This is a genomic window from Clostridium celatum DSM 1785 (assembly GCF_000320405.1).
GTDB classification, from domain to species: Bacteria; Bacillota; Clostridia; order Clostridiales; family Clostridiaceae; genus Clostridium; species Clostridium celatum.
The window spans coordinates 17,037-30,826 of sequence record NZ_KB291704.1; the positions used below are offsets into that span (position 1 = coordinate 17,037).

At 28.9% G+C, this 13,790-nt stretch carries 12 protein-coding genes and 1 pseudogene; 4 read left to right on the top strand and 9 right to left on the bottom strand.

The features are described from left to right. From HMPREF0216_RS17415 to HMPREF0216_RS14110, 4 genes are all read right to left on the bottom strand, one after another. The coding region (locus tag HMPREF0216_RS17415) for a glycoside hydrolase family 2 protein (protein ID WP_005215601.1) at positions 1-1,670 on the bottom strand (1,670 nt) is incomplete at its 3' end. Between the two features lie 411 nt (positions 1,671-2,081). Then, entirely contained in the window at positions 2,082-2,417 is a 336-nt protein-coding gene (locus HMPREF0216_RS14100) for a DUF3784 domain-containing protein (RefSeq protein ID WP_005215604.1), read from the bottom strand. A gap of 68 nt (positions 2,418-2,485) precedes the next feature. Then, positions 2,486-3,025, bottom strand: coding sequence for a GNAT family N-acetyltransferase (locus HMPREF0216_RS14105; RefSeq protein ID WP_005215609.1), 540 nt, complete (start codon positions 3,023-3,025; stop codon positions 2,486-2,488). Positions 3,026-3,352: 327 nt separating this feature from the next. Then, complete coding sequence (locus HMPREF0216_RS14110; RefSeq protein ID WP_005215611.1) at positions 3,353-4,120, bottom strand: glycoside hydrolase family 2 TIM barrel-domain containing protein; 768 nt, start codon at positions 4,118-4,120, stop codon at positions 3,353-3,355. A gap of 126 nt (positions 4,121-4,246) precedes the next feature. On the opposite strand from HMPREF0216_RS14110, the gene HMPREF0216_RS14115 reads away from it, so the two are divergent. After that, on the top strand, positions 4,247-4,855 hold the full coding sequence (locus tag HMPREF0216_RS14115; protein WP_005215613.1) for a hypothetical protein: 609 nt from the start codon (positions 4,247-4,249) through the stop codon (positions 4,853-4,855). Between the two features lie 78 nt (positions 4,856-4,933). Here HMPREF0216_RS14115 and HMPREF0216_RS14120 read toward each other — a convergent pair whose 3' ends face one another. Beyond that, positions 4,934-7,882: a glycoside hydrolase family 3 N-terminal domain-containing protein gene (locus tag HMPREF0216_RS14120; protein ID WP_005215615.1), complete on the bottom strand. Its 2,949-nt coding sequence runs from the start codon at positions 7,880-7,882 to the stop codon at positions 4,934-4,936. Between the two features lie 266 nt (positions 7,883-8,148). Here HMPREF0216_RS14120 and HMPREF0216_RS14125 point away from each other — a divergent pair, with 266 nt between their 5' ends. Both HMPREF0216_RS14125 and HMPREF0216_RS14130 read left to right on the top strand, forming a co-directional pair. Next, complete coding sequence (locus tag HMPREF0216_RS14125) at positions 8,149-8,937, top strand: LysR family transcriptional regulator (RefSeq protein ID WP_005215617.1); 789 nt, start codon at positions 8,149-8,151, stop codon at positions 8,935-8,937. Between the two features lie 206 nt (positions 8,938-9,143). Continuing rightward, entirely contained in the window at positions 9,144-9,815 is a 672-nt protein-coding gene (locus tag HMPREF0216_RS14130; protein WP_005215619.1) for a manganese catalase family protein, read from the top strand. Positions 9,816-9,897: 82 nt separating this feature from the next. Here HMPREF0216_RS14130 and HMPREF0216_RS14135 read toward each other — a convergent pair whose 3' ends face one another. The 4 genes from HMPREF0216_RS14135 to HMPREF0216_RS14150 form a co-directional block, all read right to left on the bottom strand. Then, positions 9,898-10,353 (bottom strand): LURP-one-related family protein, encoded by a 456-nt coding sequence (locus HMPREF0216_RS14135; protein WP_005215621.1) that lies wholly within the window; start codon positions 10,351-10,353, stop codon positions 9,898-9,900. A 184-nt stretch (positions 10,354-10,537) separates the two neighbouring features. Continuing rightward, positions 10,538-11,659 carry a DUF4179 domain-containing protein gene (locus tag HMPREF0216_RS14140; protein ID WP_005215625.1) on the bottom strand — a complete coding sequence of 374 codons (1,122 nt, stop codon included), beginning with the start codon at positions 11,657-11,659 and terminating at the stop codon, positions 10,538-10,540. 3 nt (positions 11,660-11,662) lie between these two features. After that, positions 11,663-12,178: a sigma-70 family RNA polymerase sigma factor gene (locus HMPREF0216_RS14145; RefSeq protein ID WP_005215626.1), complete on the bottom strand. Its 516-nt coding sequence runs from the start codon at positions 12,176-12,178 to the stop codon at positions 11,663-11,665. Positions 12,179-12,422: 244 nt separating this feature from the next. Then, on the bottom strand, positions 12,423-13,040 hold the full coding sequence (locus HMPREF0216_RS14150) for an NUDIX hydrolase N-terminal domain-containing protein (RefSeq protein WP_005215628.1): 618 nt from the start codon (positions 13,038-13,040) through the stop codon (positions 12,423-12,425). Between the two features lie 527 nt (positions 13,041-13,567). Here HMPREF0216_RS14150 and HMPREF0216_RS16850 point away from each other — a divergent pair. Beyond that, positions 13,568-13,766, top strand: a pseudogene (locus HMPREF0216_RS16850) (IS1595 family transposase); the annotation flags it as partial. Positions 13,767-13,790: the final 24 nt, after the last annotated feature.

Here is a 13,790-nt window from a genome sequence, read left to right on the forward strand (position 1 = left end):
GTTCTATCCATTGTAAGAGGTTTTAAATATTGAGCTACTGCATTTTGGTTACCCATAAGTGCATGACACTCTGCATTTGTTTCCCCCATTACATACATTCCATACTTATCTGCTAAATAATATAAATATTCATCATTAGCATAGTGAGAGGTACGAATTGCATTTAAGTTATAACTCTTCATTGTTTCTATATCTTGTTCATAAACTTCTCTTGGAACATACTTACCATAAACAGGGTCAGTATCATGTCTATTTGTTCCCTTTAATAATAAAGGTTGTCCATTTATAGTTATTGCTTCATATTCTGAAGTTATATTATTATTATTTGAATCAATTTCAGATCTTGTATATGAAATTTCTCTAAATCCTAATTGTTGAGAAATACTTTCTAGTGCATTTCCATTAGCATCTTTTATAGTCATTACTAAAGTATAAAGATTAGGTTTTTCAGCAGACCAAAGTTCTGGTGCTTCAACAAACTTGCTAGCATCTACAGTAACTTCACCTTCCGCATCTATATCTGAAACATTAATAGTCATTGGATCACTTGCAAATTTATCATTTCCATTAGCATCAAATAAATTTACATCTACTGTATATCCTGCTGCTTTTGCTTCAGCTAAGTTCTTTATTCTTAAAGATAAGTTTAAATCAGCATTTACAAAGTTTTCATCTAAATCTGTAACTACAGAATAGTCAAAAATATTAACATTTGGAGCTGATTCTATATAAACATCTCTAAAGATTCCACCATCATAGAACATGTCTTGGTCTTCCATCCAAGTACCATCACAGAATTTATGAACCTTTACAGCTAAAGTATTTTCTTCACCTTCTCCATTTAAATAATCTGTAATATCAAATCTATGAGGTCTATATGAATCTTCACTATATCCTACTTCCTTACCGTTAACGTATACATAATACGCAGATTCAACACCTTCAAAAGCTATATAAATTCTACCATCTTGTTCATACATTGCATCATTTACAGTGAATGTTTTTCTATACAATCCAACTGGATTATAATTCACTGGTGCTTGTGGAACTGACACACCTGAATCATACTGACTTTGCCAAGGCATTTCAGTATTTGTATAAATTGAGAAGTCAAATCCATAGCTTGTCCAACTTGCAGGAAGTTGTACATTCTTCCATCCATCTTCAGCATTCATAGTGTAGTCTTCATTCATGAACCCACCATCTAAGAACTTTTGAGCTTCTTCTGCATTTTGAACTACAGTTAAATCCCAATCACTACCTTCTCCACTTAAAAGTTGATAATAATTAGATCTTTCCTTTTCATAATTTAAAGCCCCAAGTCTTGCAGATTCAACATCTTGATACCCGATTGTAGATGTTGTTACCTCTTCTCTATTAATACCAAAAACACTAGCACCATTAACTGTATTTCCATTTAAATCAGTATAAGTAGTACCAGTGTATTCTTTATGAGTAAATTTTTTATCATCTACTCCAAGCTTTGTTTCAGCTTGAATTAATTCTTCAGTTTTTCCACCAATCCAAGGATTTATTTCTTTAGTATAAGCTGTTGATGCAACTCTTTCTTCTAAATTAGTTTCTGCATAAACAGGAAAGGCTTGTCCTACAAGTGATGTTACAACTGTAGCTAATATTGCTGCTGTTATTGCCTTATTTCTTCTAATCATTTACTTCTCCCCCCTAATCACATAAATATTCGGCATTAAATACCAGACACATACAAGCCAATATACATCTAAAAATAATTAGTTCATCATTTTCTACCCCTAAATTTGCAATGTTCCTTTGTAAATCTACTCTATTTTTAGGCTTTATTTACTATTAATTATTTTCTTAATAAAAAATATGTATCCTATCGCATCATATTCCAAATAATTACTTATTTTCAATTTTTATTATATTACTTCTGTAAAGCTTTATCAATATCTAAGTATAATTCTACTAAAGTTAAATTCCTCCATAAATTGCCTATATTCAACCTAATTCCCTCTTATTCAAGAGTTGTATATTATTTTATACAACATTAACTCTTTAGTTCCTTATTATTTAAAGTTAAGTGACTAGTAATATAAAAATTATTATAGTTTTTTATACTTTCTAAATGCTTTTTCTGAATCAATATGAACATCTTTAAAGAAGATAACTATCCAAATAATACTTGCTATAATTGCACAATATTTGCTTATATAATATGATAAAATTGCTCCTAAAAATAAAATTATTGCCCAAATAAAAAGAGAGTTTCTCATATCTACACTAATTTTCTTTTTATCATACTTTTCTCTTTCCTCTTTAGAAAGAGTATTAAATCCACTAATTAATAAAGCACCTTTTTCTTTTAACAAAGCGAAAACAGCTGCTAGTATAGAAAAAATTACTGCTAATATTAAACATATTATTCCCCATATATTCACACTATCACTCTCCTTTTTAACCCTAATATATTAATCTAATTCTCTAATACTTTATATTTTATTAAAGTTTATCCTTTCATAACCTTTTCAAATCTGAAAAAATCTTCTTCTCCTGCTAAATCTTCACCTTCTGTCATGTGTGGGTCTGGATGATTTTTATTGAAATATTCTACAATTTTAAAACCACATTTGTTCACATAAAAATGTATATTACGCTTTTCAAAATATGGTGTATGAGTTTCCCAAATTTTAGTTTCAGGGTGCTTTTCTTCAATAGCTTTCCAAGCTTTATATCCTACACCATGACTATGTTCACCTTTAGATACAAATAAAAGATGTAAAGAGTTATATTGTGTTGTTTCATCAATAACAACAACTGCCCCTCCTACCCTTTTACCATTTGATAGTATATGATAAATAACTGCTCCAGGAGTATTAAAAGACGCATCTATATCTTCATCAGAAGGGATTGGACCATCTAATACAGAACCAAATGTTTCAATCACTGCTACAGCAAATGATTCTTGTAAATCTCTTTTAAATTTAGATAATTCATCTTTTTTAGCAATCTCTAATGTAACTATATTTTCTGTGTTAATTTGTACCATAAATTTTGCCTCCTATTCACATTATAATACAATTGTTCATCAATCATTATATTTATTGTATACTAAAAACAGTAAAGCCAAAATAAATTTTACCCTTTATACATATATTAGTCTTCTTAATACAGCACAGACATTAACTTCTATCCTTTTCCCTTTTGAAGTTTAAGTTAATTAGAAAAAGTGAAGATATAATCGGAAGGAATATATATGATAAGCCTTCAGATTTGATCCTTAGTAAAATCATATCAATTCCTGTAATGTTATATAAATTACTTCTTATATAAAAAAATATTAAAATTAGTATCTATACTTTATTCGTAACTAATTTTATTGTAGCAAAAAATAAACTGTTCCTGTTGAAGAAAAACTACTCTTATCTGTTATACTATAATTCTTTGGAAGATTATCTAAAGATATAGCTCTAGATTGGTCAACCCAGTCCCAAACAAATGCACCAAGCATATTACTTCCACTTCTTATAGCATCCCAATATTCCTTTAAGTTACCTACAGCATTACCCATAGCATGAGAATATTCACAAAGAACATATGGCATCTTGCCTTCTCCTGCCTTATCTTGAACTGTCCCAACAGTTGGATACATGTTACTATCTGTATCTGTTCCACCATTTCTTCCTTTGTCTTTACTATGAACTGGTCTTGTTGTATCTCTATCTCTGAAATAAGCAATCATATCAGTATATAAATTATCTGCTCCATTTGTTGTATAATCCATTTCATTACCAATAGACCACATTACAACAGAAGTTTGATTCTTTAATGTTTGGAAAGAAGTATTAGTTCTATCCATTGTAAGAGGTTTTAAATATTGTGCCACAGGGTCTTGATCCCACATAAGCGCATGACACTCTGCATTTGTTTCACCCATTACATACATTCCATACTTATCTGCTAAATAATATAAATATTCATCATTAGCATAGTGAGAGGTACGAATTGCATTTATATTGTAACTCTTCATTGTTTCTATATCTTTTTCATATACATCCTTTGGAACGTATTTTCCATAAACAGGATCAGTATCATGACGGTTAGTTCCTTTAAATAATAAAGGTTGACCATTAATAATAACCATTGGATCATTTTCAAATTTATTAACTCCATTAGCATCAAATAATTTTACTGTGAAATTTTTTTATTATTGCACCATATATCCCTCTATTTCATATATTAATAGTGATAAGTTGAGGGAGTGGTTATCTTGAAGTTTAAACACTATCCAGCTAGATATATTCCTGGATTGAAACATTATAAATCTCATAATTCTATTATTCCATCATCTTTAAAATGTATTAATATACCACCTTCAAAGAAAAGAAATTATAAAACATATACAAATAAAAATAAAATATTATCAGAATATAGAGTATCAAATTTTACTCAAAATAAACCAATATTATTTATTACCAATAAGTCAAAGTTATTATCTACAAATAGGTTACGGTATCTTTCACAAAAAAAATTAATATCACTAAGCATAGGTGTAATTCTTATCATCTTCGGCATTATAAATATAATAAGTAATACAATAGTATATACCCCTATGAGATTTATGAATTCTTTAGGCGGTGGAGTAAACTTTGCAATCACTTCTCTCTCTTTACTTATAGGAGTATTTATCTTATTTACTAATAAAAAAAGAGCTGTTTTAGGTTTTATACTCATAGCCTTTGGACTGTTGCTAATTACTATTTCTATATTTTTCTCACTTAAAATGGGACTTTTACCGATGCCCTTACTAAAAGTTTTACTTATATTTGGATCAATTTTTGCAGGGACAGGATTAATTATAAGGTCTATTATAAATTAAATTCCCCAGTAGCAATAAAAAGCATGGTATTCATTAAAATACCATGCTTTTTATTGCTTTTTATTGACCCCTGGGGTGCTATTTCTTTTTCTTTTTACTGATAAATGCACCTGCGACTGCTGTTATTGCTCCTAGTAAAGCTATTACTCCACTACCTACAGCTGCACCTGTATATGGTAATTTACCTGAATTACCTTTATTACTATTACTTGAACCTCCAGTAGTTCCACTATTTGTTGGATTTTTGATGTCAGCTAATTTCTTTTCAGCACTAACTAAATCATCATAGTTAGTTACTAATTCTTTTTGTTTGTCTGTTAAAGCATCATAAGCTGCTCTTGCTGCTTTAATTTTAGCTTCATCATTTTTAGTAACCTTTGTAGGTAATTCTTTTATCATATCAATTACCTTTTGAGCTGCTTCTTTATTAGCATTTTCTTCAGCTGCTGCTTCTTTAAGTGCCACTAAATCCTTCTCAGCTTTAACTAAGAAGTCATAGTTATTTACAAGAGCTTTTTGAGCATCAGTCAATGCGTCATAAGCTGTTCTTGCTGCTACTATCGCCACTTCATCATTAATAGTTACGTACTCTGGTATAGCTGCTATTAAGTTAGCTACCTTTTCTGCTGCTTCTTTATTAGCTTTATCCTCATCAGTTTCAGTTTTATTGGCATATTTTTCAACACGAGCATCGTTAATTACTCCATTCCAATTTAAACCAAAAGCAAAATCATATACGTTTCCTTCTGAATCAACATGACATTCCATATCAAATGCTAAGTCTTCTGATTGTTCTTCAACAACTTTCATACTAGCTGGCATTTGTAATGGTAGTAATCCTGATGGTTCAACATCACCTGATAAAATATCTAAGAATGCTTGATCTTGTATACCAAATCCTAATACTATTCCATCAACTTCTGATTCAAATTCACTAAATACCATTGGGTTAGTCATATTAATACAAGTTATAACAGGCTTATCTCCCATAGCTTCTTTAGTATTAAGAATTATATCTAATGATTTTGTATTATTTGCTGTAACTACTTTATCTTTATAGCTTCTATTTAATACATCTGTAGGCCTTGTATCACCAGCAATACTTGTCTCTCTAGCATATTCTGCTTTATATTCTTTATATTGTAATGTTAATGGTAAGAATCCGTTTCCTCCATTTTCTTTATCTGTTGCACTATATCCTAGCCCTGGATCTGGATCATCAATAAATACAAGAGCTACATCAGCTTCACTTGGGTTAGTTGTAGTATTAAAATACTTATTGGCAATATTCATATTAACTGCATCTTCCCATGATGCAGGAGTTACATTACCAAATCTATCTGTAGTTTCTGGTATATATTTTTGTGGAATATATACTGTTACCTTTTCACTACCATTACTCTTTAATGGTAATACATTTTCCTTATTTTTAAGCATTACTACTGATTTTAATTGAGCCTCATAACCTGCTTCCATAAATTCTGCATTACCTACAGTTTCAACTGACTCTTCTACATCTAAATATGGATTCTCAAAAAGACCTGTTTGGAATACATTTCTTAAAAGACGTACAGCTGATTGCTCCATACGAGTTCTCATAAATTCTTCACCTTTGTCTTGTACTCCTAATTCATAACCAGCTAAAATTCCTTCTGAAGTATTAACGCCTCCAAATTGGTCTATTCCTGTTTGGAGTAATAAATAGAATCTTTCAGCAGTAGTTAAATGTTCAACTCCCCATGGAGTATTTCCAAATACATCTAATCCTAAATCATCTTTAGTTATACCCCAGTCTGTACAAACTACTCCATCATATCCATACTTTTCTCTTAATAAATCTGTGATAATATATTTGCTATAAGAATTACCTACATTGCCACCTGTTGGATCTTGATTATATGATATTGTGTAATATGGCATAACTGCAGATGCTGAACCTGTTCCTCCATTTAACTTAAATGCCCCTTCAGTAAATGGTAGCATATGCTCTGCAAAATTGTTTCCTGGATAAACTGCATATTTACCAAAACCATAGTGAGCATCTCTTCCCGCTTCTCCAGTTCCTCCACCTGGCCAGTGTTTAACCATTGCATTTACACTTTTATTTCCCCATCCATCTGTTCCTTCAGTTGTTTGGAATCCATCAACATATGCGCGAGCCATATCTGTTGATAATAATGAGCTTTCACCAAAAGTACCAGATACACGACTCCAACGAGGATCAGTAGCTAAATCTATTTGAGGTGATAAAGCTGTTGCAATACCTAATGCACGATATTCCTTAGATGCAACTTGACCAAATTCTTCTACTAATCTTGGTTCAAAAGTTGCTGCCATACCAATAGATGAAGGCCACATTGAAATAGTTCCACCTGAACCTGCATTATACTCTGCACTTGAGTCTGTACTATGACGAGGGTCAGAGCTATTATTAAGTGGAATTCCTAAACCTAAGCTTTCTGCAAAAGCTTGACCATTATTATTCCATCTAGCCGCTACTTCTGGACTCTTAATTGTTGTAATAAGGACATGTCTCAGGTTATCATTTTCTATAAAACTTTTTTGTTGATCCGTTAATTGAGCTGGATCAGTAACTCCCTCTTCATATGGATTTCCATCATAAGTCCCACTTCCCCATCCACTTGCTGGTGATGGAATAGCTTGATGGGCACTATATAGCATAAGTCCAGCTATTTCTTCAACACTCATCTTACTAGCTAAATCTTTAGCTCTTTCATCAACTGTTAATCTCCAGTCTTCATAAATATCTAATTCCCCATCTTTATCTAAATCTTTAAAGGCTTTTCCATCTTCAACTAAAATATTTACCCCTGAATCCTTTGAGTATCCAAGTTCTGCTCCATCTTTATTAGTTACTATTCTTATTCCTGTATCTTCTCCATTGTATAGTACCTCTGTTTCTGTAAAACCAGTATCTGCATTACTTGTTATTGGTGTTACAAATGTACTAATAGCCGTAGTTGCTGTAACCATTATTGCTAAGGCTTTAATAAAATCTCTTTTCATTAATTTCCCCCCCTATTTTCTTAACTAGATAGATTGATTATTTTTTCCTCTGACATTACTATGATTAAAAACATATTTATTTTCTTGTAAAATAGTTTACTTAATTTGTTATTGTAAACATTTACTAATTGAATTATAATAAATTTATGAAATTTTTTCCAACAACAATTTGCAATTAACTTATAAGAAAAACTTATTACAACTCCAAAAATAACTATCTTTAATTAGCTTATATTTTTAGAAATTTAATAGGGGGACAAATTTATATGAATATTAAGCAAATACAATACTTCATTTCAGTAGCAGAACATCTTAATTTTACTAAAGCGGCCAAAGAAAATTACTTATCTCAAACTGCCATAAGTCAGCAAATTAAAAACCTTGAAGATAACTTAGGATTTAAACTATTTATTAGAAATAAACATTCTGTAAAGTTAACCCCTTCAGGCGATGTCTTTTTTATTGAGTCAAAATCTTTAATAGAAACCTTAAATAATGCTGTAAACAAAGCATCTTTAGCCTCTTTTGGGTATATTGGAACTATTACTATTGGTTTTTTAGAAGGATATGAAAATATACTTTTACCTAAATTAATTTCTAATTTTAAAGATAAGTATCCTAAAATTAGTTTAAATATAATTAGAGGAAATATAGACGAGCTTTATAAAAAATTACAAAACAACTTAATTGATTTTGTTTTTGGTTATGATTTTGCTATAGATAGTTATCCGTTTATTAAAAGTAAAGTAGTTTCTAGTTGTCCACTATGCGTAGTTGTTTATGCTGGACATAAATTTTCTTATAAAAATTCAATTAACAGAAATGAATTATCCAATGAGGATTTTATATTTATTGATCGTACTATTTCACCTTTTCCCTTTGATTCTATAATTTCAGCCTTTGTATCATTTGGATTTTCACCAAACATTAAACATACTGTAGATTCAATAGAAACATCACTTTTAATGGTAAAATCTAAACTTGGCATAACTATTTTACCTAAATTTCAAGACAATTATAGATCAAATGATTTAGTTTTTATTCCTCTTAAATGAATATGTTAATTCAACTATCTCATGGAATAAAAATAATACTGATTCTAAAATTAAAATTTTCCTAGATTTTATAGATAATGAATAATACTACCCGCGGGGTCAATCCATATATTGGATTGACCCCGGGTAATATATACATGTTGAATATTCTAACTTAAATATACCAATAATAACTTTGATAGTATATTTAGTTAGGAGGACTTTATATGTTTGAACATAAAAAACAACTATTACATGAAGTTAAGGTAGAAAGACCAAATCCTCAATATGCGGTTCTAATGCAAGAACAACTAGGTGGTGGAAATGGAGAGCTTAAAGCAGCTATGCAATATATCTCTCAAAGCTTTAGAATAAAGGATCCTGTAATAAAGGATTTATTTTTAGATATTGGGGCTGAAGAGCTTAGTCATATGGAAATGGTGGCACAAACAATAAACCTATTAAATGGTCATGATGTTAATAATACTGAAGTATGTAACGGTGAAATTCAAACACATGTACAATGTGGATTATCACCAGTACTTATAAATTCTTCAGGTGCACCTTGGACTGCTGATTATGTAACTGTTACTGGAGATTTAGTTGCAGATTTATTATCTAATATAGCATCTGAACAAAGAGCTAAGGTTGTATATGAATATCTTTATAGACAAATAGAAGATAAAGAAGTACGAGCAACCATAGATTTCTTACTTAATAGAGAAGAAGCTCATAATGCCTTATTTAGAGAAGCTTTGAATAAAGTTCAAAATACAGGTTCTAATAAAGATTTTGGAGTTACTGAAGATTCTAAATTATACTTTAATTTATCAAATCCAGGACCTTCTCATGAAGCTCCAAATCCAACACCACCTTCATTTGAAAATCCTAGAAGATAAACTTAATAAAATAAAAGCTATACTTTTTTTACCAAATTCCGCCTACTTTACGGATTATACTTTAAAAGGTATAGCTTTATTTTTACATAATCCAACTTAAAGCAAATAAAATGCATATAACTTGTTCTTCGTTTGATTTGTCAATAACATCGACTAAATAGGTCGGTCCCATTTCTTCATTTTGTACATTAACTGTAGCTAATACCTTTTTATTTTTAGAAATATTAAATTGCTCTCGCCATTTTCCATCAATTGAAAATTCACTACCTGTAATCTCATAAAATTCTTTTAATTCTTGCATATCTTTTTTAATTTTAATTTTATCATTATTAATTTTGATATCTATTTCAGGTAAGTTAACCAATCCAAAGTTATATCTAATTTTTTCTATACTTCCTATCCTTTCATCATTAGCATTAATAACTAAATAACGTTCTCTTGTAGGTAATGCTTTTGATTTCTTAAAACTAATAATCCCTTTCCCATTTTCATCTGTCACATTAAGTTCATTAAACTCTTTAAAATTGACTTTAATCATATAAAAAACCTCCTATTTTATATGATATTATATTGTATTAATTGCCTTTTTATAACATAAATATAATAATTTATAAATTAGTTGTGCAAATTCTATTTCTCTGTATTTATATCCTTTGATTTAGTAATAAAATTTCTATTTTCTTAATTGATTAAATAAATTTTTTTATTTTCCATAAGACAATTTATTTTATTCTTATAGTGAACTCTTGCCCTACTTGCTTATAATCATTGCTCATCTTACCACTTTCTTTTGGGTATGCTACAGCATATGGTGTTAATATCAATGTTGTTGCTTCTTCTAAAATTTCTGTTTGATTTTTCATTAAACCATTAGTAAGTTCTTCATATGAACTATAAAACTCTACTTCATTTCCTAAATCATCATATCCTCTTAATACTACATCATATACATTGTTTTTATCTTTATTTTCTACTGAATAATAAATCTTTTGCCCCATATCATTACTTACATATTCATTTAAGGTTATCTTTTGTCCATTTTCTAATTCAAATGAATTATTAAGTTCTATGGTATTTGTATTTATCATTAAAGCATCTCCATTAGATTCAAATTCAAAATTCCAAGGACCTTTAACTTCATCTTTTTCACCATTTATATAAACATATGCTTCATCATATTTTACTTCTACATATAAATCTCCTTGTAATAACTCTTTATCTAAATTATAAGACATTACCTCTTCTTGTGTATATTCATCAATTACTTTACTTGTTCCACTTGCTGAACTAGATGCTTTCTTTCCATTAACGTATACTCTACCAAATAAAGATATATTTCCATTCTCTCCTAATTCCTTATCTGATTTTACTGTTGTTGATAAAATAACTTCATCTTTATTTAATATAACTTCATTTAATTGAACTGTTATTCCATTTTTACTTACTGCACTATTAACTACTGTTTTATAATCTTCTAAATTCTTATTTATTCCCAGATATTTTCCAATATCAAACATTGCCATTTTAACTGTTGCAAGTGCCTCATCACCGAAAGCTACTCCAAAGGCTGTAACCCCTACAGCTACTGCTATAGCTGCTGCAACTATACCTTTTTTAAATTTTCTATTATTACTATTCATCATATTCCTATACCTCTCACTTTTATAATTTTTATTATCTACCTCTTCATACCCTTCATTTACAGCATTTTTAATAATATCATCTAACTTTGAAGAAACACTTATATCATCTATGTTTATATCTTCTAGATTTATATTGCTTTTATTTAAATCGCCTAAATTTCCATTATCTCTATTTACGTTATTTATGTTTGTCTTTTTCATATTTTACGCCTCCCCCATGTATACTCTTAACTTCTTTAAAGTTCTGTTTATCTTACTTTTCACTGTTCCTAATGGTTTATTAGTTTTAAAAGCTATATCCTTTAATGATTTATCTTCTAAATATCTCATTACTATTAATTCCCTCTCACTTTCTGATAATTTATTTAAAGCATTATTAATATCTTCTTTAACATCACTTTGATTATCTTCAGTAAATAAGTCATTTTCATAATGTTTTATATCTACTAAAACAACTCTGTTATTTTTTCTTATATAATCCTTACAAACATTAATTGTTATCCTAGTTATCCACGTATTAAAATATTGTGGCTCCTTTAAAGTATTAATTGATTTTATAGCTTTTATTATTGCTTCATGAATACAATCTAAAGCATCATCTTCATTTTTCAAATATACAAAAGCTACTTTATATAAATTTGCCTTAATTGGCTCTATAAGCTTTATAAAACTTTCTTTATCGCCGTTCACAGCTCTTTTAAACAATAGTTCATTGACCATTTTTATTTATTCCTCCCCAAAATCAACTCACATAATAGACGTCTAAGCGTTTAAAAAGGTTACATCTTTTTTAAATAAATATTTAGCTACTTATATAAAATTTTATTTCTTAGAACCGATTCATATAATAGACGTTTAACTTTATAAAAAGGTTGCATAAGCCTTAAATTTATCTAACATACAAAATTAAAACGTGCCGTAGTATTACTATGGCACGTTTTTATATTCCTTTGATTTATTTTCATTAATCAAAAATAGTTTCATTATTTCTTTCAATATTAGCCCTAAAACACATTTCTACTTGCTTTTCTGTATTTCTCTCTGTTGACAATGGTGGCAATTTATCTAATTCAAAAAATCCACATTCTAATGTTTCTATGTTTTCTTTAAATTCTATATCTTGTAGCTCACATAAAACAAAAATCTTATACACTCCATATGGATAGTTGTCATTAACATGCCAACTTCTATTTAATACTGATATAAGCTTAATAGGTGTTACCTTTGCACCTGCTTCTTCCATACATTCTTTAGCTGCATTTTCCTTAACAGATAAATTGTATTCTGCCCATCCTCCTGGTAATGCCCATTTACCATCTATACTTTCTCTTACTAAAAGAATTTTATCATCTTTAAAAACAGCTGCTCTTACATCTACCTTTGGAGTTTGATATCCGCTTTCATTACAAAATAAATTTTTTACTTTATCATAACTTACTTCTGTATATTCACTCATTATCTCACAAGATAAATCCCTTAATGCTTGAAATCTTTCTTTATCATATTTATCTTTTGAATATTCTAATCCTGCTTGAGCTATTGCTTGTATTTGTTTAGCCCAAGTTAGCCATTTCTCTTCCATATAAATTCTCCTTACAATTTTATTTAAATTACACTTATTATATCATAATCCCCCTATATAAAGGGAATTATTCCCTTAATCAATAGTTCAAATATATTTTTCTATATATTTTCAAATTTAGTTTTTATTAATATTACTTTTATTGAAGAAATCGAAAATTAAATACTAATTGATTATAATATTGATAATATAAACATTTTAAAATTTACATATTTCGGATATTTATAATCAAATTTTTTTATTTTTACAAAGTAGTTGAAAAATATCCAATAATAGGTTAATATTTAATAGTTAAATATTGTCGAAATTATTTTGATATGTGTCGAAATATAATATATTAAGAAATAACATAAAAAAGGGGGGAGGATTTTTATGAAACTTAAATGTATTATATTTTTATTATTTTTTGGCTTTGTTTTAATAAACTGTTGAAATTATGGCTTTGTTTTAATAAACTGTTGAAATTTGATTAACCTCTATAAATATAGTTATAATATATTATATAGCTACTATTTAGGAGATTTTTTATGCCAAAAGTTAATAATGTTATTCAACAAGTTTCACAATTAAATACATATGAGCAAGGTAAGGTATTTGAATTTTTAAAGATGTATTGATGTCAAATGGGATTACTAACTCTGTAAATGAAGAAATCGCTGAAAGTAGGTTTAATAAGGGAAGTGTTGCCCTTTTTGCAATCATGACAAAATATCTAAGTATGGAAAGAAATAAGCCTAAGAAATTCTTTAT

Bases quoted from the DNA above. Each gene is read 5' to 3' on its own strand.
- HMPREF0216_RS14105 (WP_005215609.1), bottom strand. From the start codon at position 3,025: ATGGTACAAATTAACACAGAAAATATAGTTACATTAGAGATTGCTAAA.
- HMPREF0216_RS14110 (WP_005215611.1), bottom strand. From the start codon at position 4,120: ATGGTTATTATTAATGGTCAACCTTTATTATTTAAAGGAACTAACCGT.
- HMPREF0216_RS14120 (WP_005215615.1), bottom strand. From the start codon at position 7,882: ATGAAAAGAGATTTTATTAAAGCCTTAGCAATAATGGTTACAGCAACT.
- HMPREF0216_RS14125 (WP_005215617.1), top strand. From the start codon at position 8,149: ATGAATATTAAGCAAATACAATACTTCATTTCAGTAGCAGAACATCTT.
- HMPREF0216_RS14130 (WP_005215619.1), top strand. From the start codon at position 9,144: ATGTTTGAACATAAAAAACAACTATTACATGAAGTTAAGGTAGAAAGA.
- HMPREF0216_RS14135 (WP_005215621.1), bottom strand. From the start codon at position 10,353: ATGATTAAAGTCAATTTTAAAGAGTTTAATGAACTTAATGTGACAGAT.
- HMPREF0216_RS14140 (WP_005215625.1), bottom strand. From the start codon at position 11,659: ATGAAAAAGACAAACATAAATAACGTAAATAGAGATAATGGAAATTTA.
- HMPREF0216_RS14145 (WP_005215626.1), bottom strand. From the start codon at position 12,178: ATGGTCAATGAACTATTGTTTAAAAGAGCTGTGAACGGCGATAAAGAA.
- HMPREF0216_RS14150 (WP_005215628.1), bottom strand. From the start codon at position 13,040: ATGGAAGAGAAATGGCTAACTTGGGCTAAACAAATACAAGCAATAGCT.